Consider the following 17050-nt stretch of genomic DNA (forward strand, 5'->3'; position numbering starts at 1 on the left):
TGCGCCGCTTTGCGTACAGATGCAGGCTTGCCGCAGCACTGGACGAGCACCGCTTAATGCTGCTCGGTTCCCCGCCTGACATGGTTCACAGGACGCCCACGCACGGGGCCCGCATCTGTACGCAAAACAGCGCAATACAGCCCTGTCCGCAGAAGCTATTATACAATATCGGCCGCATAAATGCAAGAGGCCGATGCAGCAGATTTCAACGCCGCAGATAGTAAGTCCCCTCCGGGTCCCGGCACAGGGTAACCCCGAACACACCGTCCAGAATTTTCTGTTCGAAGAGATTTGCCGGGCTGTCGAATGCCAGCAATCCGCCCTCCGACAGAACCGCCACCCTGTCACTGTACTGAAGCGCCTGAGCCAGATCGTGGAGGACCAGCAGAAGGGACTTTCCCTGATCTGCCAGGGTGCGCATCAGTTCCAGCAGTTCAAACTGCGCCGAAACATCCAAATAAGTCGTGGGTTCATCCAGCAGAATGGTATCGCCCCCCTGTGCCAGTGCCATAGCCAGATAGACCCGCTGCCGTTCGCCACCGGAAAGCTCCCGCAGATCCCGCTCCGCCCACTGGGCAACGCCGGTGGCCTGCATGGCCTGTTCCACAGCCGTCTTGTCCCGTGTGGTCATCTGGCGGGACAGTCCCAGATACGGAAACCGGCCATGGCTGACCAGGCCCCGCACTGTGATCTCGGGGATGTTGCGCACCTGGGGCATAAAGGCCGCTGCACGGGCAAACTCCTTGCGGTTGTAGCTGTGAAGTTCACGCCCCGCCAGCAGAATCTGACCGTCCAGCAGCGGAAGCTGCCTTGCCATCGCTTTGAGCAGCGTCGTTTTGCCGCAGCCGTTGGTGCCTACCAACGTGGTGATCTGACCATCCTGTGCCGTAAAGCTGACATCCCGCACAACGCAGACTCCGTCATATCCCACCGAAACGTTCCGGAGTTCAAACATAGATACGCCTCCTTTTTCGGTGGAGCAGCAAGCTCAGGAAGAAAGGTCCCCCGATCAGGGAGAGCAGAATTCCCACCGGAAGTTCAAACGGCGCAAACAGCAGCCGCGCAGCAATATCGCACAGCACCACAAACGCGGCCCCCAGCAATGCCGACGCCGGCACAAGAATCCGATGGTCGGTACCAATGAGCCGGCGCGCAATGTGCGGTGCCAGCAGCCCCACAAAGCTCAATAGCCCCGCAAAGCTAACCGCTGCACCTGCCAGAAGCGCTGCCGCCAGGATGCCCAGGAATCTGGTGCGCGTCACATGCAGCCCCAGGCCGGTCGCGCTCTCCTCCCCCAGGCAGAGGACATTCAGATCCACCGTCAAAAACAGCGCCAGCAGCAGCCCCAGGAGGAAGTACGGAAATGCCGCCCCCAGCATGCTCATCGTAACGCCGGAAAGCCCGCCGGTCAGAAAGCCGGGGGAACTGGCTACGATTTCCGGCCAGAGCAATTTCAAGGTGTTGATGCCGGCAGTCAGCATGCCGCTGACCGCAAGGCCGGCAAGTACCAGCGTTGTGCGGGAAAGTCCCGCGCGCCAGGCCAGCAGATACACCAGCATGGAACAGCCCAGCGCCCCCAGGAACGAGGCAAACTGCATGGCCCCCGGCACGGCCGGCACCAGCACCATGGCAAACAGTGCAAAGAACCCGGCCCCGGCATTCACGCCGATCACATTCGGGCTTGCCATGGCGTTGTTGAGCACCGCCTGCAGCAGGACACCGGCCACAGCAAGAGCTGCGCCGGAGAAAAGTCCTCCCAGCATACGGGGCAACCGCACATAGGCCATCACGCGCCAGACAGGGTCCTGCTCATCCCGGGACCCCAGTGCCTGCCACAACTGCCCCAGCGAATAGGGCTGGCTGCCCAGGCACAAAGCGGCCACCGAAGACACCACCACCGCCACAGCCAGCAGAAGCAGCACGGCGGGCACCGATGTTTTGGGTTGTTTTCTGTTCTTCATTGTATCACCCCTGCCAGCCCCGGGCGGCCGGGTCCAGACGTTCCGTAGCCGTGTACAGCAGCGCATTGCATATAGCCGCCGCCACCGTACTTCCGCCCTTGCGCCCCATTGCCGCAATGCAAGGCACATTATGTGCCCTGCACGCGGAGAAGATCTTTTCTTTGCTCTCCACCACGTTGACAAACCCCACAGGTACAGCAATGACCAGTGCCGGACGCAGGACAAGCTGTTCCATGAGATCGCACATCGCCAGCAGCGCCGTCGGGGCGTTGCCCACCGCAAAAATTCCATTGGGACAGATTTCCGCCGCGCGGCGCATCGAGGCCACAGCGCGCGTTGTCCCTTCCTGTTTGGCCTCTTTTGCCACCTCCGGGTCCGCCATAAAGCACTGTGCCGTGCAGCCCAAAGCCGCCAGTGAAGGCCTGCTGATACCGGCCAGGGCCATGTTGGTATCGGTGACGATTGGAGTTCCCTGTTTCAGCGCTGCCACACCGCACCGGACGGCTCCCGGGGTGAACCGAAGCGTATGGGCGTAGTCAAAATCAGCCGTGGCATGGATCACGCGCCGCACGACCGCCTCACATTCCGGAGCCGGCACAAGATTCTGCTGCGCAAGCTCTTCTGCGATGATCTGCATACTGGTCCGCTCAATATCGGCGGGGAGCGTGTGTTGTATCATCGGTATTCCTCCATCAGACGATAGATTGCCTGGATGTCCAGCGCCTCACGGACCCCTTTTGCCAGGGCATCAAACTGTTGCTGCTGGTACGCCTCGTGGTCGATGGGCGCCGCCTGCTGTACCGTCAGGCCCTTGCGACGGCAAAGCCAGTCAGCCAGCCTGACCGTCAACTCGCCAGTATCAAACAGGCCATGCAGATAGGTACCAAATACCTGCCCCTGGCAGCAGCCTTCCGGGGTTCCATCCTGCAGACGGCAGAACGGTGTTCCCGCCCCCCGTGTGTTTCCCATATGGATCTCATATCCATCCAGCTGCGCTCCCGCAAACGGTTGCTGCAGCACAGTGGCCTGTACACGGGTGCGCGTTTTCTGCCGTGTGAATACGGTATCCATGGGCAGCAGTCCGAGGCCCCGCAGTGTGCGTCCGGCTTCGCCGCCCTCCACGCCCCAGGGATCCTGCAGTGTCCGCCCCAGCATCTGGTAGCCGCCGCAGACACCGAGAATCGGGGTGCCCGCCGCAGCCAGTTTGCGGATGGCCGCTTCAAGACCATTCTGCCGCAGCCAGAGCAGATCCTCCATGGTATTTTTGGTTCCCGGCAGAATGATGAAGTCGGGATGTCCCAGCGAGGAAACATCCTGCACGTACCGGATCCCCAGCACCGGGTGGGCTTCCAGCGGGGTAAAATCTGTAAAATTGGAAAGACGGAGCAGCCGGATCACGGCCACGTCCACAGGTTTATGCACGGAGCGCTCTTCCAGACACGGTGCCAGGGAATCCTCCTCGTCAATGTCCAGATCCATGAAAGGCACCACACCAAGCACCGGCAAACGGGTCTTCTCTTCCAGCATGGCCAGTCCCGGCGCCAGGATGGCCGGGTCGCCGCGGAATTTGTTGATGACCAGTCCGCCGATCCGCGCCCGTTCCTCCGGCTCCAGCAGGGCTACCGTTCCATACAGCTGGGCAAACACACCGCCCCGGTCAATGTCTCCGGTCAGCAGCACCGGGGCGTTGATCATTCTGGCCAGTCCCATATTCACGATATCGTCCTGCTTCAGATTGATTTCTGCCGGACTGCCGGCCCCCTCCACCACGACCACATCGCAGGTTTGTGCCAGGCTTTCATAGGCCTCCAGAATTTCCGGAATCAGCTGCTTTTTGTAGCGGAAATACTCCGCTGCGGGCATCTGGCCTCGCACCTCTCCCCGGACAATCACCTGACTGCCCGTGTCGCTGCAGGGTTTGAGCAGCACAGGATTCATCCGCACGTCGGGTTCCACGCCAGCAGCCTGGGCCTGCACCACCTGTGCACGTCCCATTTCCAGTCCCTCGCGCGTCACATAGCTGTTCAGCGCCATGTTCTGGCTTTTAAAGGGGGCCACACGCAGCCCGTCCTGTGCAAAAATACGGCAAAGGGCCGTGCACAGCAGGCTCTTTCCGGCGCCCGACATTGTTCCCTGCACCATGATGCAGCGGGCATGATGTATCTGGCTCATGCGAGTATCTCCTCAAGTGCCGCCAGCAGACGGCAGTTTTCCGGTTCTGTCCGCACCGCCGTCCGGTACCAGTTGTCGTCCAATCCCAGGTAATTTCCGCACCCCCGCAGAAGGATGCCCTGCTCCCGCAAGGGCTGCAGCAGCGGCACCGTGCACCGGAACAAAAGATAGTTGGCTTCCCCGGGGATCACCTGCAGGCCCAGACGCTCAAGCCCCTGCCGCAAAAGGATCCGCTGACTGCGGATCAGGGCGCGCACCTGCTGTACATACTTCTTTTCCCCGAGAGCTGCACAGCCTGCCTCCTGTGCCAGTGAGCTTACAGACCAGGGCGGTCCTGCCAGCCGCATCCGCTCCAGCAGCGTTTCGTCAGAGCACAGTGCATAACCCAGCCGTATGCCTGCCATGGCGTAGAGTTTGGTAAACGCCTTCAGAATCACCAGATTCGGATGGTCTTTTAATTGCGGCAACAGCGTATGGGCAGCGGGATCATCCAGAAAGTCCATAAAACATTCATCCACAACCAGCAGGGCCCCTACAGCGGTGCAGCGGTCCAGAATCCGTCGCAGAATCGGCACGGGTGTCGTGCGGCCGGTCGGGTTGTTGGGTTCGCAGAGGAACACCATCTCGGTTTGCGTGGTGATTGCTTCCACAAAGCTTTCATCGATGGCAAAATTGCTTTCCGGCAAGAGAGAGTGGCGCTTTACCCGGCAATGAACGCTATTCAGCGCTGCCTCATATTCGGCAAACGTCGGCGCCGGGATCAGGGCTTCCCGGGGACAAACCGCCGCTGCCAGCCGCCAGATCAGATCCGCAGCCCCGTTGCCGCAAAGCACCCATGCAGGCGAGATACCTGCCGTCTCTCCAATGGCCTGCCGCAGTTTTCGGCACAGCGGGTCCGGGTATCGATCCGCCACAGACACCGCTTCCTGCACGGCCCGCTGCACTGCCTCCGGCACACCCAGCGGGCTAACGTTGGCGGAAAAATCCAACGGTGGCCGCCCGTATTCCGTTTCAAATCCGGCCCAATCGCCGCCATGCACCAGCTGCATCATTCACCTCAAGAAAAACAGAATGCTTCCGCGAAGCAGCAGCCCCACAAGAAGCGCTGCAAAGGCCCCGGCAAACAGCATCCGGTTGGCGTGCAGGATATCCTGCGGCTCCACCGCACGCCGGGCATCCCCAATTGTGGGCTTGTCGTAGTATTCTCCAAAATAGTAGGCAGGTCCCGCCAGCTGCACGCCCAGCGCCCCGGCACAGGCCGACTCGGTCTGGGCGCTGTTGGGGCTGGCATGGTTCCGGCGGTCCCGCCGCCAGATCCGCCAGGCATTTTTCCCATCCTGCCCGGTCAGCGCTGCGGCCAGAATCCAGAACAGGGCTGCCAGCCGGGACGGCAGGAAATTGGCCGCATCGTCCAGCCGGGCTGCCGCCCTGCCAAAATGCAGATAGCGCTGATTCTTGTACCCCACCATGCTGTCCATCGTATTGATTGCTTTGTAACACAGCGCCAGCGGTGCCCCACCGATGAGCATATACACAAGCGGGGCAATCACGCCGTCAGAAAAATTTTCTGCCACCGTCTCTATGGCTGCCTTTGTCACGCCTTCCTCGGTAAGGTTCTGCGTATCCCGGCCTACAATCCGTGCCACCGCCTTGCGGGCCCCGGGCAGGTCTTCCGCGGCGAGGCAGCCGTACACACGCCGGCTTTCCACAGCCAGTCCCTTCACAGCCAGTGCCTGCCAGCACCAGATGGTCTGTACCGCCAGTCCAAGCAAAGGGTGCAGACGGTTTGCCACCACGCAGACTGCCGCCGTTAAGAGCAGTGTTCCAACCGGCAGTACCACCGCGAGCACCCGGCCGGCCGCCCGTTCTCCTTCCGGTGTGGCCGGAAAACGTGCGCGCAGGAATTTTTCCAATCCTGTGATGCACTTTCCCATGATTACCACGGGATGGGGCATCCAGGCGGGGTCCGCCAGCCACAGATCCAGAAGGAATCCCATCACGATGGCTGCACAGATCTTCATGCGTTGGCCCCTTTGGTATACTGAACCGTTTCCAGCACCGTCAGAATATGCTCCTGCGGCCAGCGGGAAGCGTCCAGTTTATACCCGCCCGCATTAGGCGCACACCAGTGGTAATATTCATGGTGCGGTACCGCGTACCGTTCCATCACCGCCATCTGTGTGCCGCCATGGGCAACAATCACCAGTTGGTTCCTCTTCTGGCGGAAAGCCTCGTCCACCAACTGGGCGAAGGCAGCGCAGGTGCGGTCACAGAACTGGTCCTTTCGTTCTCCATCCGGGCAGGTCGTCTCGCAGTTTGCCTTCACCCAGGCAAGATAATCCGGGTCGTGCTCCATCTCCACATAATTGCGGCCCTCAAAACTGCCGAAGTTCATCTCCTTGAGATTTTCCACCACGACCTGCCGGGCCTGCGGGAACAGGATGGCCGCCGTCTGCTGGGTACGGACCAGCGGAGAGACGTACACCACCTCCGGCGAAAAATCAGCCTGCCGGATGCAGGCCTTTCCCTCTTCCGAGAGCGGGATATTTCTTTGTCCCTGATAGCGTTTTTCCACATTATACACGGTCGTACCATGGCGCAGCAAATAGATGATCACAATTCCAAACTTCCTTTCAAAACAAGCGGCAATCCGTAAAAGACCCGGACCACAGTATCCGCTCTTTCCGCCAGAAGACAGTTGAGCCTGCCGGCTGCTTCCCGGGCGGAGCGTTCCTGTGGATCCGCCGGGACAATACCGCCGCCCACCTCTGTGGCGATTACAATTTCGGCCTTTGCCAGCTCATCCGCCAGCGCTTCCAGGTCCCGGGCCTGTGCGGCATGGTTCTCCACATGGTCCGCCGCCCGGCTCTTCAGTTCTTCCGGGGTACATCCCAGAAGGCGACAGGCAAAATCATGTTTTCCGCCATACAGCGGCCCGAACAGAAAAATCATACGCCTGCCTCCACAATGCGGCAAGCCACAAAAGCCGCCAGCATCCAGATTTCTGCTTTTTGAAGGAACCACCCGGCCAGGTCGCCGGAAATCCCGCCAAACTGTTTCTGGGCCACGCATTTATATCGCCACAGCACCAGCATCGCCGCCCCAATCATACAGACCCCGGCCACGCCGCCGGCTGCCATCAATCCGGCACACAGGCATACTGCCAGCACCGCCAGGACCCGGCGCACCGTAACACGGTCCGCCGCCGTGGCAAAGGTATGGACCAGGCCGGTATTTCTGGCGATCGGGAAAGACGCCACGGCCCACCCGGACAGGGTCCGTTCCAGCACAAATCCCAGCCCCAGGCAGATCAGTGCCTGACGGTCCATCTGTACAGACGCGCACAGAGCAAAATAGGCCACAAAATAGCTGCACACCCGAATCAGGGCAAAGGAACCGCAATGGGGGTCTTTGAGAATTTCCTGCTTTTTTGCCTGTTCCGCATAACTGGCCAGCGCGTCGCAGGTATCCGCATACCCGTCCAGATGAATGCCGCCCGTGATGAACACGGGAATCAGGCAATATCCGCCCGCCTGCAGCCAGCCCGGGACCGGCCAGGCGCCGCATAAAACTGTCCAGAAGACATACGCCGCTGCGCAGACCAGACCTACCAACGGAAACGCACACATCGCATGCCGCATGTTTTTTTCGTTCCAGACAGGCTGCGGCACCGGGATTGCGCTGAACATGGCAAAGGCAACCGCGATGGTTTCCGCCACGATCATAGAGGGTTCCTTCCTTTGTAATAACTTGGCAGACCGGCAACCACTTCGCAGACTGCATCCGCCTGCCCTGCAAGTTCCTGATGCAGCTTTCCCAGCAAACGCAGATACTGCTCGGTTTCCCCTGCGTAATTACTTCCACCCGTGCCCACTTCATTGGACACAATCACCAGGTGACAGCACATGCCGTACAGTTTGCGGATGCCGGCGAGGATGATTTCTTCTGTCTGATGCAGTGTCCGCCCTGGCGCATAGAATTCGTTGGCCGCCAGATTGCCGAGATCCTCCAGCAAAATCGTACCACCTTTGTCAAGAGCGGCCGACTGTATGCCCATAAGATCCAGCGGCCGCTCCAACGTCACGAAGCCGCGGCCGGCCCGCTGGCGCCGGTGTTTTTCGATGCGCGCCCGGCATTCCTCATCCCAGACCTGCATGGTTGCCAGGTAGTACCGCGGCATAGCGCCTGCCAGATGTACTGTCAGCTGCTCCGCGTATTCACTTTTGCCGCTGCCGGAACCTCCGATCACCAGGATCAGCATCCGGCACCTCCCTGTGGCGCATACGGCTGCATACCGTAATCATCAAATGTACTGCCGTCGTAGATGGCCATCGCCATATCCAGCACAGGCATGACGGCCACAGCACCGGTTCCCTCCCCCAGCCGCATGCCGGCCGTAAGGATCGGGCGCTTGCCCAAAGCCTCCAGCAGCAACTTGCCGGCCGGTTCGGCACTCTGGTGCGTTGCAAAAATGGCTGCGGACGCCGCGGGCGCCAGCCGTACCGCGCACAGTGCCGCAGCCGCGCTGATGGCACCGTCGATCAGAACGGGAATCCGGTAAATTGCCCCGCCCAGAAACACACCGCACAGCCCTGCGATATCAAATCCCCCCACCTTGGAAAGGATGTCCACCGGGTCTTTGGCGTCGGGCCGGTTGCAGGCAATGGCTTTTTCGATCGCCTGCCGCTTGCGCACAAGCCCCTGATCCGACAAGCCGGCACCGCGGCCAGTCAGCTCCTGCGGGCTCACTCCCAGCAGGACACAGCTTACTGCAGTTGCGGTGGTGGTGTTGCCGATGCCCATTTCACCTGTTGCAAGCAGATGCATACCGGCTTCCTTTTGCTGTCTGACCAGGTCAATCCCCGTCAGAATGGCCTGCTCCGCCTGGTCATAGGACATGGCAGGGCCGAAAGTCATATCTGCCGTTCCATTGCCGATCCGGCGTGAAAGCACGCCTGACCGGGGCGAAAAATCTCGGATTCCCATATCCACAGGTACTACCCGGCAGTCGGCCAATGCTGCCATACGGCAGACATTACTCTTTCCCGCCGCCAGCTCGCGGGCCACAATGCCGGTCACTTCGCAGCCGGACTGGGAAACGCCCTGGGCTACCACACCGTTATCAGCGCACAGAACCAGCACCGCCCGCGGGGTGAGCCGGAGCTGTTCCGTTCCGACCAGCGCTGCCATATCCGTCACCATATCTTCCAAAAGGCCCAGGCTGCCCAGCGGTTTTGCGCAGGCATCCCAGCGCTGCCGTGCTCTGTGCGCCGCGTCTTCCATCGGAGGACGGATGGATCCTAACAGTGCGCTCAGTTTTCTTCCTTGCGGCATACGCCACGCTCCTTCTCATACGCACCGGCTGCTTCCACGAAACGCCGTGCCAACCGGGGTGTTCCTGCCATATACAGATGGGCAAACGACGCAAACAGGGTCGGGGAAGCAAATCCTTCCTGCCATTGACGGCTGCCCAGTGGTTTCCGGATTGTGAAATCCGTTCCGTTTTGTGTGCTGTCCCAGTAGTGAAACTCATGTACCGGCGCGCTTTCTCCCGCACGGAACAACAGACTGTCCCCCTTGGCGGTGAGTTCCGCGTATCCGAACCGCACCAGCCGCTCTGTGCGGTGTCCCTGTCCCGGCAGAACCCCTGCCATAGGCCACAGAGTGCCCTGCTCATCTTCCAGGGCCTGTCCCAGGTACAGAAAACCGCCGCACTCCGCCACCGTCGGCATCCTACCGCACACCGCCTTTTGTACCGCAGTACGCATAGCCTGGTTCTGACTGAGCCTGGCTGCATGCAATTCCGGATATCCGCCCGGAAGATACAGCCCCGCACAGCCGGACGGCAAGTCTGTGTCCCGCAAAGGACTGAAAAAGACCGGCTTGGCTCCCGCTTGCCTCAAGGCATCCAGCGTTTCCGCATAACAGAAACAAAATGCCTCGTCCTGCGCCACTGCAATGGGTACCGCGGAGGTCATCGGGGGGGTTGGTTCTTCTGTCCGACGGGGCCGCGCACACAGTTCTTCAAGCCGAGGCAGGTCCAATGTCTTGCAGGCCTGCTGCGCCAGGGCGTGGATTCTTTCCTGAAGATCCTCGATTTCTCCCGCCGTATAAAGGCCCAGATGTCTGCTTTCCAGCTGCGCTTCTTCCATGGGCGGCAGATATCCCAGCACCGGCAACCCCGTTTCCCGCTCCAGCATGGGCGCCAGCATCTGGTAAAGCATCGGCTTGCAGTCGTTGAGCAGGATTCCCACCAAATGACTGTGGGTACGGAATTCATTCAATCCACGCACCGTCGCTGCCAGCGTCAGGCTGGCCCCTTTGGGACGAAGTACCAACAGCACAGGCAGATCCAGCACATCCGCAAGATGCCAGGCGCTGGCGCGGGTCGTGGTGCCGCCCACTCCGTCGTACAATCCCATGACCCCTTCGCAGACCGCGGCATCGCAGCCTTGCGTGTAGCGCCCGTAAAGGTGCTGAACCGTTGTCTCGTCAGAGAGGAAAAGATCGAGATTGTGACTTTGGATGCCCAGCACGGCACGGTGAAACATCGGATCAATATAATCCGGCCCGCACTTGAACGCGCAGACAGTATGCCCCCGTTGTTTCAGTGCCGCCAGCAGCGCACAGGTCATCACTGTTTTGCCGCCTCCCGACTGCGGGGCGGCCACCATACATTCAATCATCGCACTGTACCGTCGCAAGGAAAATGGGATTCTGGGCCATCATAAGGTGCAGCCTGCCCACCGGCTGCGCTTCACTGACTGCAAGCTGCGTCACCATCGGCGTCAGGCCCTGCTCACGGCAAAATGCCAGGACTGTTTCCAGCGTTTCCAGGGCAATGCAGCTCACACATAACCGAACGGCGGGATTTTTTTTCAGCGCAAGGCGTAGAATTTCTTCCATTTTGCCTTTGCTGCCCCCCACAAAAACCGCATCCGGCGCCGGCAGATCTTCCAGCGCCCGGGGCGCACGGCCGGGTATCGCCCGTACATTCCAGACATGGAACTTTTCCCGGTTCTGCCGGATCAATTCCAGCGCCGATTCTTCGCACTCCACTGCATATACGGTCCCACCCTGCGATGCAGCCGCCAGCTCCACGCTGACACTGCCCGTCCCGGCGCCCACGTCCCAGAAAACCTCCTCCGGCCCGGGATTCAGCGCAGCCAGAATCGCCGCACGCACCTGACGCTTCGTCATAGGGACTTTACCGCGTATAAACCAGGCATCCGGCCATCCCGGCATCCGGCGCGGCGGCTGCGGTGCCGCTTCGGCCAGCAGCACACACAGCGGCGCGAAGGTTTCCCTTTGCATCTGGGCCGCCGTTCCTTCCACAATACGCTGGTCAGGATAGCTCAGATTTTCCCCCACCGTTACCGGCAGATCGCCCAGCCCGGCATCCGTCAGCTGTGAGCAGAGTTCCGGGACCCCCAGGCTGCCTCCCGTGAGGAAAAAGGCTGGTTTTCCCTGCATGACCGCCGCCACTGCATCACACTGTACGCCATGGGCCGAGACGAGCAGCCAGTCCTGCCAGGGGCGATGCAGTGCAGCAGCCATCAGTTGTACACTGGAAATTCCCGGACAGACAACATACGGAATATCCTGTGCTTGCAGCAGCGGAACAAGATTCCGGCAGCCCGAATAAAATCCCGTGTCCCCGCTGTAGACGACAGCGGCTTCATCACATTCCGCCCCCTGCAGCGCTTCCAGAATTTTCTGCGGTTTGGTTGCCGCCACGCGGCGCTGTGTGCAGCCGTCCGGGAGATTTTCCAGCAGCCGGGCCGCACCCACAATGCACTGTGCCCGCAAAAGGCTTTGCTTGCATTGCTCCGTCCAGGTAGCCTGCGTACCGCCACCCAGTGCCAGTAAACTCACCCGCATGGTGTGATCCACTCCTTGCAAAAATCAAGAATCGCTTCGTAGGATTCGCCCTGATCGGCAGGGCGCCGGATGACAATGCTTCTGACGCCGCAAACCTGGGCCGCTTCCAGTTTTTCCGCAAAACCGCCCGGATTCCCACCATCCTTGGTCACAAGCCAACGGATGGCGAACTGGTGCATCAGAGCGATATTGAGTTCTTTTCCAAAGGGGCCCTGCATGGCAATGATATGGGAAGCCTGGATTCCGGCCTTCCGGCAGACAGACAGGCTGGACTCCACCGGCAGCACCCGCGCATACAGCCGTTCGGGCCCCAACGCCGCAAAAGCTGCCACTTCCTTGGCGCCGGTGGTGAGCAATACAGGGCCTGCCGTTTTCTGCAACAGCGACACCGCCGCCGGGGTATCCTCCGCCACAAGACAGTTTTCCGGCAGCGTACTGGCAGGCCGCAGCAACCGCTTATAGACGGCCCCTGTGCGCTGTGCCGCCTGCCTGATATTGCGGGTCACCTGCTCGGCATACGGATGGGTTGCGTCAATGCACAAAGTATCGGGGCCCAGCAGCTCTGCGATACCTTCACAATCCCGGCGTCCGGTCAGCACCGTGACGCCGGGCACTTCCCCCTGGTCCACTCTGCCATACTCGGTGGCCACGCAGACCCATACCGGGACGCCCAGAGATACCAGGGCCCGGGAGAGTCTTCTGCCCTCCGTCGTGCCAGAAAAAATGACGATTTTCATATTTTTTTATACCCGCGCGGCGTAATCAGCCAGGCACCCTCCTGCCAGGTGGTACTGTTCCCGATGTAGACCGTCGTAAACATATCCACCGGAGCAGTACGCAATGCTTCCAGCGTATAGAATTGTACCTCCTGCCCGGGGCGGGCAATATTGCGTACGGTGGCGCAGGGCGTACTGCTTTTCATTCCTGCCTCCAGCAGAATATCCACTGCGCGCTGCAGATGGTCCTTGCGGCGATGGGAGGCCGGATTGTACATACAAAGGGCAAAATCTCCCTGGGCTGCACAGCGCAGACGTTTTACGATCGTTTCCCAGGGGGTCAGCAGGTCAGACAGCGAGATCACACAAAAATCATGGGCCAGCGGAGCGCCCAGCACAGCCGCGCCGGATAGCGCTGCCGTCACGCCGGGCACCACCTCCACAGGCACCTCCGGGAAAGACCTGGCCAGCTCCAGGACCGGGGACGCCATCCCGTATACGCCGGCATCTCCGCTGCAGACCAGTGCAACCGTTTTTCCCTGTGACGCCGTTTCCAGCGCCCAGCGGCAGCGGTCCAATTCCCCGCGCATCGGTGTGGTATAGGTCTCTTTTTGGGGAAAAAGCGGTCTTACCAACTCCACATAGACGGTATATCCGCACAGTACATCCGCGTCAGCCAGTGCATTGCGTGCCTGCCCTGTCAGCATGGCACTGTCGCCCGGTCCCAGCCCGACCACATACAATTTACCACTCATCATGATATCTCCAATCCAGTTTGACGGGTTTTACCGCCGCCGCCATGGTCACGCCGTTTCCGGCCATTTTGCGAATGATCAAGGATCCGCCGCTGGCCAGCACTGCTGCCCGTTCGCAAACATTATCCACACCGGTTACGCTGCTCACAAAGGCGGAGGCTGTAAAATTTCCCTGCACAGCATTCAGTGCCGCCGCATGGTAGGTTTGCAGAGTCCAGCCATGTTGCTGGCAGAATTCCAGCAAACCGGGTTCCGATGCCTTGAGATCGATGCTGGCCACTCCGCAGATTGCCTGTTCCGGCAGCGGCAATCGCTGAAATGCTGTTTCCAGTGCCGGGCAGGCCGTACCCTTGCGGCAGCCTATTCCCAGCACCGCAAACCGCGGTATCAGCCAAAGGACATCCGACGGCTGCGGCGCAAATCCCACATAAACATCATAAGCATCCCCTGTTTCCAGCGCCACACCTTCCGGCGGCATGCCTTCTATGGGGAATTCTGTTTTGATGCGGATGGTTCTGCCCGCCAGCAGCGCGCCGGACACCCGGCGGATGCAGGGCACATGCAGCACAGCGCAATGCTGTATGCGTGCCCACGCATCCACGGCAAAAACACCGTTGGCATCAGTGGCTGTGGTGATCACCGGCTCTGCTCCGCAGATGCAAGCCACCCGGCGGGCCAGGTCGTTGGCGCCGCCCAGATGGCCGGAGACCAGCGGCACCGCAAAGCGGGCACACTCATCCACCGCCACGACCGCCGGATCCTGCGTTTTGCCTTGCAGATACGGCGCAATGGCCCGTACAGCAATGCCCACCGCCCCCACATAAATCAGCGCCTTTTCCTGCGGGAAATGCGTCTGCGTCCACTGGTGCAGTGTCAACGGCTGACCGCTCCGCTGTGCTGTGCCGCCCAGTTCCTGTGCCAGCCGGCAGGCCAGTGCATAGCCTTTTTCGGTAAAGGCAAGGCAGGCCACCTTCATGCTTGCTTCCCCTTTCGGAATTCCGTCGTAAAGGAAGGATCATACAGTCTGCTGCGTTCGTACTTTGCCGTGTGCAGAAAATCTCCCACCAGAATCAGCGCCGTTTTGGTGATCTGATGCGCAGCCCCGCAAGCGGCCAGTTCTCCCAGCGTGCAGCGCACCACCTTTTCCTCCGGCCAGGTTGCCTTGTACACCAGCGCCGCCGGTGTTTTTACGGTATACGCTCCCTGCAGAAGTGCATCCTGCACGGCCGGCAGCATGCCGGCCGACAGGAAAATCACCATGCTGGCACCATGTGCGGCCAGACTTTCCAGTGCTTCCCGTTCCGGCACCGGCGTCCGGCCCGCCATCCGCGTGATGATCACCGTCTGGCTGATGCCGGGCAGCGTATATTCGGCCCCCAGTGCCGCAGCAGCGCCGCAGAAGCTGGACACCCCCGGCGTGTCATCGTAGGCAATGTCCAGGCGATCCAGTGCGTCCATCTGCTCCCGGATGGCACCGTATATGCTGGCATCACCGGTATGCAGACGCACCGTTTCATGGTGCTGCCGTTCCTGCTCCTGAAAGACCGTGAGCACCTCTTCCAGTGTCATCTCTGCGCTGTTGTAGATCGAGCAACCGTCCTTTGCCAGTGCAAGCAGTGCCGGATTGACAAGGCTGCCGGCATAGATAATGCAGTCGGCCTGCTGCAGCAGTTGAGCACCGCGCAGCGTAATCAGATCCGGCGCTCCGGGACCGGCCCCCACAAAGTGAATCATGGTATTACTCCTTCACGAGAATTATGGCAAAATAACCCGCCGGCCGATGTTTGTCATACCGGGACAAATCCGGCCAGACTTCCTCCTGCGGCAGGCCGCAGTTGCATACCATTGCACTGCGGGACAGCTTTCCGTGGGCTTCCAGCATTTCCAGTGTTTCCGGCAGCTGTCGTCCCGTCTTCATCAGAACTTTGCTGCCCGGAATTTCGAGGATAGCCTCGGCATTTCCTCCCGGAGCAATGATCAGAGGCTGCTGCATGCCCGCCGTCAGCGGCTGGTTGAGCCGCGCTGCCGAGGCGCAGAAGCTGGGAACCCCCGCCAGCATGACGGTTTCATATCCCTGCTCCTCCAAAAGGTCCTGCAGGTAGCCAAAGGTTGCGTATACCGACACATCGCCCAGATTGAGCATGGCCACATCCTCACCGGCATCCAGATACCGCTGCAGTTTCTGTGCTGCTTCCAGATGGGCCGCGTGCAGAGCCTCCTTGTCCCGCGTCATGGGAAAGCGCAGCGCCACCACCGTCTTGTCTGACAAATCCATGGCACCCTGGGCAATTTCCAGTGCCAGCATCTGTCCGCTTGCAGTCTGCGGCGCCGCAATCACCGGGCAAGCGCGCAGACACCGTACCGCCTGCAGTGTCATCAGCTCGGGGTCTCCCGGCCCCACACTGACACCATACAGTGTTCCTTTGTTTGTTGTATCTACCATTGTTCCAGCATCTCCTTGGCGGGCGGTGTACTTCCCAGCAGACCGAACTGATTGGAAAACAGCACGGCCCCTACCCGGCAGCTGTCTCCCAGACGGTGCGTAAGATGGCGCTGCACAGCCTGCAGCAGCGATTGCAGGACCACTTCCCGGAGCCCCGCCTTTTCCAGAATTTCCAGACAGGCGTCTGCCGTGGCAGCAGACATCAGCGCCCGGCAGACTTCCGTCCCGGCACCACACAGGGCTGCATGGGCACAGAACAGTTCGGTGCGGCAGTCCGCATAACGGGAATGGGTATTCATGATGCCACCCGCCACCTTGACCAGTTTTCCGATGTGACCGACCAGCAGCAATTCCCGGATTCCTTCCATGGCCGCACAGTCCAGGGCCTCCCCCAGGAAATTGGAGCACTTGACCACCGGGACATTCCTGGCGTCCCAGCCTTGTGCGTGCAAAAAATCCATGCCGTAGTTGCCGGGTGTGAGAATCAGCCGCGAAGTGACCGCCGCATGCTGCCGGATCTCCAGGGCAATGGTATCCACAATGGCCTGCTCGCTCATGGGTTCCACGATGCCTGAAGTTCCTAGGATGGAAAGCCCGCCTTCCACGCCCAGTTGCGGATTGAATGTCCTTTTTGCCGCCTCTTCGCCGCCCCGGATGCTGATGACCACCGAAATTCCCCCGGCATACCCGCAGATGCGGCAGATTTCCGTTACCTGCTGCATGATCATCTGCCGTGGCACATGGTTGATGGCTGCAGCCCCCACGGGCTGATCGAGCCCTGGTTTTGTCACCCGGCCCACCCCTTTGCCGCCGTCGATGGTCACACCCGGCACAGCGGATTTTTGTACCGTAGCCACAATCGACATGCCGTCCGTCACATCCGCGTCATCCCCTGCATCCTTGACGACGCTGCATACGGCTACCTCTCTCTGCAAACGGCAGAATTCCGGCTGGACGGTAACCTCCCACCCCTTGGGGGTGCACAGCGTCAGTTCGTCCGGCACTGTCCCCATCAGCAACAGTCTGGTCGCCCCCTGGGCGGCCAGGGCTGCGCAGGTACCCGTGGTATAGCCACAGCGCAGCAAGCGCTGACCGCTGCGGACGGTATGATCAAAGGACATG

19 protein-coding genes and 1 other RNA gene are annotated in these 17050 nt (G+C 60.5%); all 20 read right to left on the bottom strand.

Annotation, left to right across the window (positions count from 1 at the left end; all coding sequences use genetic code 11):
- Nucleotides 1-16 precede the first annotated feature (16 nt).
- The 20 genes from ffs to cbiD all read right to left on the bottom strand — a co-directional run bounded on the left by ffs (nt 17) and on the right by cbiD (nt 17049).
- Nucleotides 17-115: signal recognition particle sRNA small type (gene ffs / locus ABGT73_RS06120), an RNA gene on the bottom strand.
- Between the two features lie 90 nt (nt 116-205).
- Nucleotides 206-955 carry an ABC transporter ATP-binding protein gene (locus tag ABGT73_RS06125; RefSeq protein ID WP_346668918.1) on the bottom strand — a complete coding sequence of 250 codons (750 nt, stop codon included), beginning with the start codon at nt 953-955 and terminating at the stop codon, nt 206-208.
- Complete coding sequence (locus ABGT73_RS06130) at nt 948-1961, bottom strand: iron ABC transporter permease (RefSeq protein ID WP_346668919.1); 1014 nt, start codon at nt 1959-1961, stop codon at nt 948-950. The genes ABGT73_RS06125 and ABGT73_RS06130 overlap by 8 nt, the downstream gene beginning before the upstream one ends.
- A gap of 4 nt (nt 1962-1965) precedes the next feature.
- A complete protein-coding gene (locus ABGT73_RS06135; RefSeq protein ID WP_346668920.1) occupies nt 1966-2640 on the bottom strand; it encodes a precorrin-8X methylmutase in 675 nt (224 codons plus the stop codon).
- Nucleotides 2637-4133, bottom strand: coding sequence for a cobyric acid synthase (locus ABGT73_RS06140; RefSeq protein ID WP_346668921.1), 1497 nt, complete (start codon nt 4131-4133; stop codon nt 2637-2639). The genes ABGT73_RS06135 and ABGT73_RS06140 overlap by 4 nt, the downstream gene beginning before the upstream one ends.
- Nucleotides 4130-5182 carry a threonine-phosphate decarboxylase CobD gene (gene cobD / locus ABGT73_RS06145; RefSeq protein WP_346668922.1) on the bottom strand — a complete coding sequence of 351 codons (1053 nt, stop codon included), beginning with the start codon at nt 5180-5182 and terminating at the stop codon, nt 4130-4132. The genes ABGT73_RS06140 and cobD overlap by 4 nt, the downstream gene beginning before the upstream one ends.
- Before the next feature lie 3 nt (nt 5183-5185).
- Nucleotides 5186-6154: an adenosylcobinamide-phosphate synthase CbiB gene (gene cbiB / locus ABGT73_RS06150; protein ID WP_346668923.1), complete on the bottom strand. Its 969-nt coding sequence runs from the start codon at nt 6152-6154 to the stop codon at nt 5186-5188.
- The gene (locus ABGT73_RS06155) at nt 6151-6750 is read right to left on the bottom strand and encodes a histidine phosphatase family protein (protein ID WP_346668924.1); all 600 of its coding nucleotides are present in this window, start codon (nt 6748-6750) and stop codon (nt 6151-6153) included. The genes cbiB and ABGT73_RS06155 overlap by 4 nt, the downstream gene beginning before the upstream one ends.
- Entirely contained in the window at nt 6747-7085 is a 339-nt protein-coding gene (locus ABGT73_RS06160) for a bifunctional adenosylcobinamide kinase/adenosylcobinamide-phosphate guanylyltransferase (RefSeq protein WP_346668925.1), read from the bottom strand. The genes ABGT73_RS06155 and ABGT73_RS06160 overlap by 4 nt, the downstream gene beginning before the upstream one ends.
- On the bottom strand, nt 7082-7858 hold the full coding sequence (locus tag ABGT73_RS06165; protein WP_346668926.1) for an adenosylcobinamide-GDP ribazoletransferase: 777 nt from the start codon (nt 7856-7858) through the stop codon (nt 7082-7084). Before ABGT73_RS06165 ends, ABGT73_RS06160 begins: the two co-directional genes overlap by 4 nt.
- Nucleotides 7855-8394: a bifunctional adenosylcobinamide kinase/adenosylcobinamide-phosphate guanylyltransferase gene (locus ABGT73_RS06170; protein ID WP_346668927.1), complete on the bottom strand. Its 540-nt coding sequence runs from the start codon at nt 8392-8394 to the stop codon at nt 7855-7857. Before ABGT73_RS06170 ends, ABGT73_RS06165 begins: the two co-directional genes overlap by 4 nt.
- Nucleotides 8388-9467: a nicotinate-nucleotide--dimethylbenzimidazole phosphoribosyltransferase gene (cobT, locus tag ABGT73_RS06175; protein WP_346668928.1), complete on the bottom strand. Its 1080-nt coding sequence runs from the start codon at nt 9465-9467 to the stop codon at nt 8388-8390. Before cobT ends, ABGT73_RS06170 begins: the two co-directional genes overlap by 7 nt.
- Nucleotides 9446-10819: a cobyrinate a,c-diamide synthase gene (locus ABGT73_RS06180; protein WP_346668929.1), complete on the bottom strand. Its 1374-nt coding sequence runs from the start codon at nt 10817-10819 to the stop codon at nt 9446-9448. Before ABGT73_RS06180 ends, cobT begins: the two co-directional genes overlap by 22 nt.
- Nucleotides 10812-12014 (bottom strand): precorrin-6Y C5,15-methyltransferase (decarboxylating) subunit CbiT, encoded by a 1203-nt coding sequence (gene cbiT / locus ABGT73_RS06185; protein WP_346668930.1) that lies wholly within the window; start codon nt 12012-12014, stop codon nt 10812-10814. The genes ABGT73_RS06180 and cbiT overlap by 8 nt, the downstream gene beginning before the upstream one ends.
- Complete coding sequence (gene cobK / locus ABGT73_RS06190) at nt 12005-12751, bottom strand: precorrin-6A reductase (protein ID WP_346668931.1); 747 nt, start codon at nt 12749-12751, stop codon at nt 12005-12007. Before cobK ends, cbiT begins: the two co-directional genes overlap by 10 nt.
- Nucleotides 12748-13485, bottom strand: a complete 738-nt coding sequence (gene cobJ, locus ABGT73_RS06195) for a precorrin-3B C(17)-methyltransferase (protein WP_346668932.1) — start codon at nt 13483-13485, stop codon at nt 12748-12750. The genes cobK and cobJ overlap by 4 nt, the downstream gene beginning before the upstream one ends.
- Nucleotides 13475-14461, bottom strand: coding sequence for a cobalamin biosynthesis protein (locus ABGT73_RS06200; RefSeq protein ID WP_346668933.1), 987 nt, complete (start codon nt 14459-14461; stop codon nt 13475-13477). The genes cobJ and ABGT73_RS06200 overlap by 11 nt, the downstream gene beginning before the upstream one ends.
- Nucleotides 14458-15219: a precorrin-4 C(11)-methyltransferase gene (cobM, locus tag ABGT73_RS06205; protein ID WP_346668934.1), complete on the bottom strand. Its 762-nt coding sequence runs from the start codon at nt 15217-15219 to the stop codon at nt 14458-14460. Before cobM ends, ABGT73_RS06200 begins: the two co-directional genes overlap by 4 nt.
- A 4-nt stretch (nt 15220-15223) precedes the next feature.
- Entirely contained in the window at nt 15224-15928 is a 705-nt protein-coding gene (gene cobI / locus ABGT73_RS06210) for a precorrin-2 C(20)-methyltransferase (protein ID WP_346668935.1), read from the bottom strand.
- A complete protein-coding gene (gene cbiD, locus ABGT73_RS06215; protein WP_346668936.1) occupies nt 15922-17049 on the bottom strand; it encodes a cobalt-precorrin-5B (C(1))-methyltransferase CbiD in 1128 nt (375 codons plus the stop codon). The genes cobI and cbiD overlap by 7 nt, the downstream gene beginning before the upstream one ends.
- Between the last annotated feature and the right edge of the window lies 1 nt (nt 17050).

This window comes from uncultured Subdoligranulum sp. (assembly GCF_963931595.1).
Lineage (GTDB): Bacteria > Bacillota > Clostridia > Oscillospirales > Ruminococcaceae > Gemmiger.

What these genes read in the sequence shown, in the direction of transcription:
- ABGT73_RS06125 (WP_346668918.1), bottom strand. Translation starts at nt 955, where the DNA reads ATGTTTGAACTCCGGAACGTTTCGGTGGGATATGACGGAGTCTGCGTT.
- ABGT73_RS06130 (WP_346668919.1), bottom strand. Translation starts at nt 1,961, where the DNA reads ATGAAGAACAGAAAACAACCCAAAACATCGGTGCCCGCCGTGCTGCTT.
- ABGT73_RS06135 (WP_346668920.1), bottom strand. Translation starts at nt 2,640, where the DNA reads ATGATACAACACACGCTCCCCGCCGATATTGAGCGGACCAGTATGCAG.
- ABGT73_RS06140 (WP_346668921.1), bottom strand. Translation starts at nt 4,133, where the DNA reads ATGAGCCAGATACATCATGCCCGCTGCATCATGGTGCAGGGAACAATG.
- cobD (WP_346668922.1), bottom strand. Translation starts at nt 5,182, where the DNA reads ATGCAGCTGGTGCATGGCGGCGATTGGGCCGGATTTGAAACGGAATAC.
- cbiB (WP_346668923.1), bottom strand. Translation starts at nt 6,154, where the DNA reads ATGAAGATCTGTGCAGCCATCGTGATGGGATTCCTTCTGGATCTGTGG.
- ABGT73_RS06160 (WP_346668925.1), bottom strand. Translation starts at nt 7,085, where the DNA reads ATGATTTTTCTGTTCGGGCCGCTGTATGGCGGAAAACATGATTTTGCC.
- ABGT73_RS06165 (WP_346668926.1), bottom strand. Translation starts at nt 7,858, where the DNA reads ATGATCGTGGCGGAAACCATCGCGGTTGCCTTTGCCATGTTCAGCGCA.
- ABGT73_RS06170 (WP_346668927.1), bottom strand. Translation starts at nt 8,394, where the DNA reads ATGCTGATCCTGGTGATCGGAGGTTCCGGCAGCGGCAAAAGTGAATAC.
- cobT (WP_346668928.1), bottom strand. Translation starts at nt 9,467, where the DNA reads ATGCCGCAAGGAAGAAAACTGAGCGCACTGTTAGGATCCATCCGTCCT.
- ABGT73_RS06180 (WP_346668929.1), bottom strand. Translation starts at nt 10,819, where the DNA reads ATGATTGAATGTATGGTGGCCGCCCCGCAGTCGGGAGGCGGCAAAACA.
- cbiT (WP_346668930.1), bottom strand. Translation starts at nt 12,014, where the DNA reads ATGCGGGTGAGTTTACTGGCACTGGGTGGCGGTACGCAGGCTACCTGG.
- cobK (WP_346668931.1), bottom strand. Translation starts at nt 12,751, where the DNA reads ATGAAAATCGTCATTTTTTCTGGCACGACGGAGGGCAGAAGACTCTCC.
- cobJ (WP_346668932.1), bottom strand. Translation starts at nt 13,485, where the DNA reads ATGAGTGGTAAATTGTATGTGGTCGGGCTGGGACCGGGCGACAGTGCC.
- ABGT73_RS06200 (WP_346668933.1), bottom strand. Translation starts at nt 14,461, where the DNA reads ATGAAGGTGGCCTGCCTTGCCTTTACCGAAAAAGGCTATGCACTGGCC.
- cobM (WP_346668934.1), bottom strand. Translation starts at nt 15,219, where the DNA reads ATGATTCACTTTGTGGGGGCCGGTCCCGGAGCGCCGGATCTGATTACG.
- cobI (WP_346668935.1), bottom strand. Translation starts at nt 15,928, where the DNA reads ATGGTAGATACAACAAACAAAGGAACACTGTATGGTGTCAGTGTGGGG.
- cbiD (WP_346668936.1), bottom strand. Translation starts at nt 17,049, where the DNA reads ATGTCCTTTGATCATACCGTCCGCAGCGGTCAGCGCTTGCTGCGCTGT.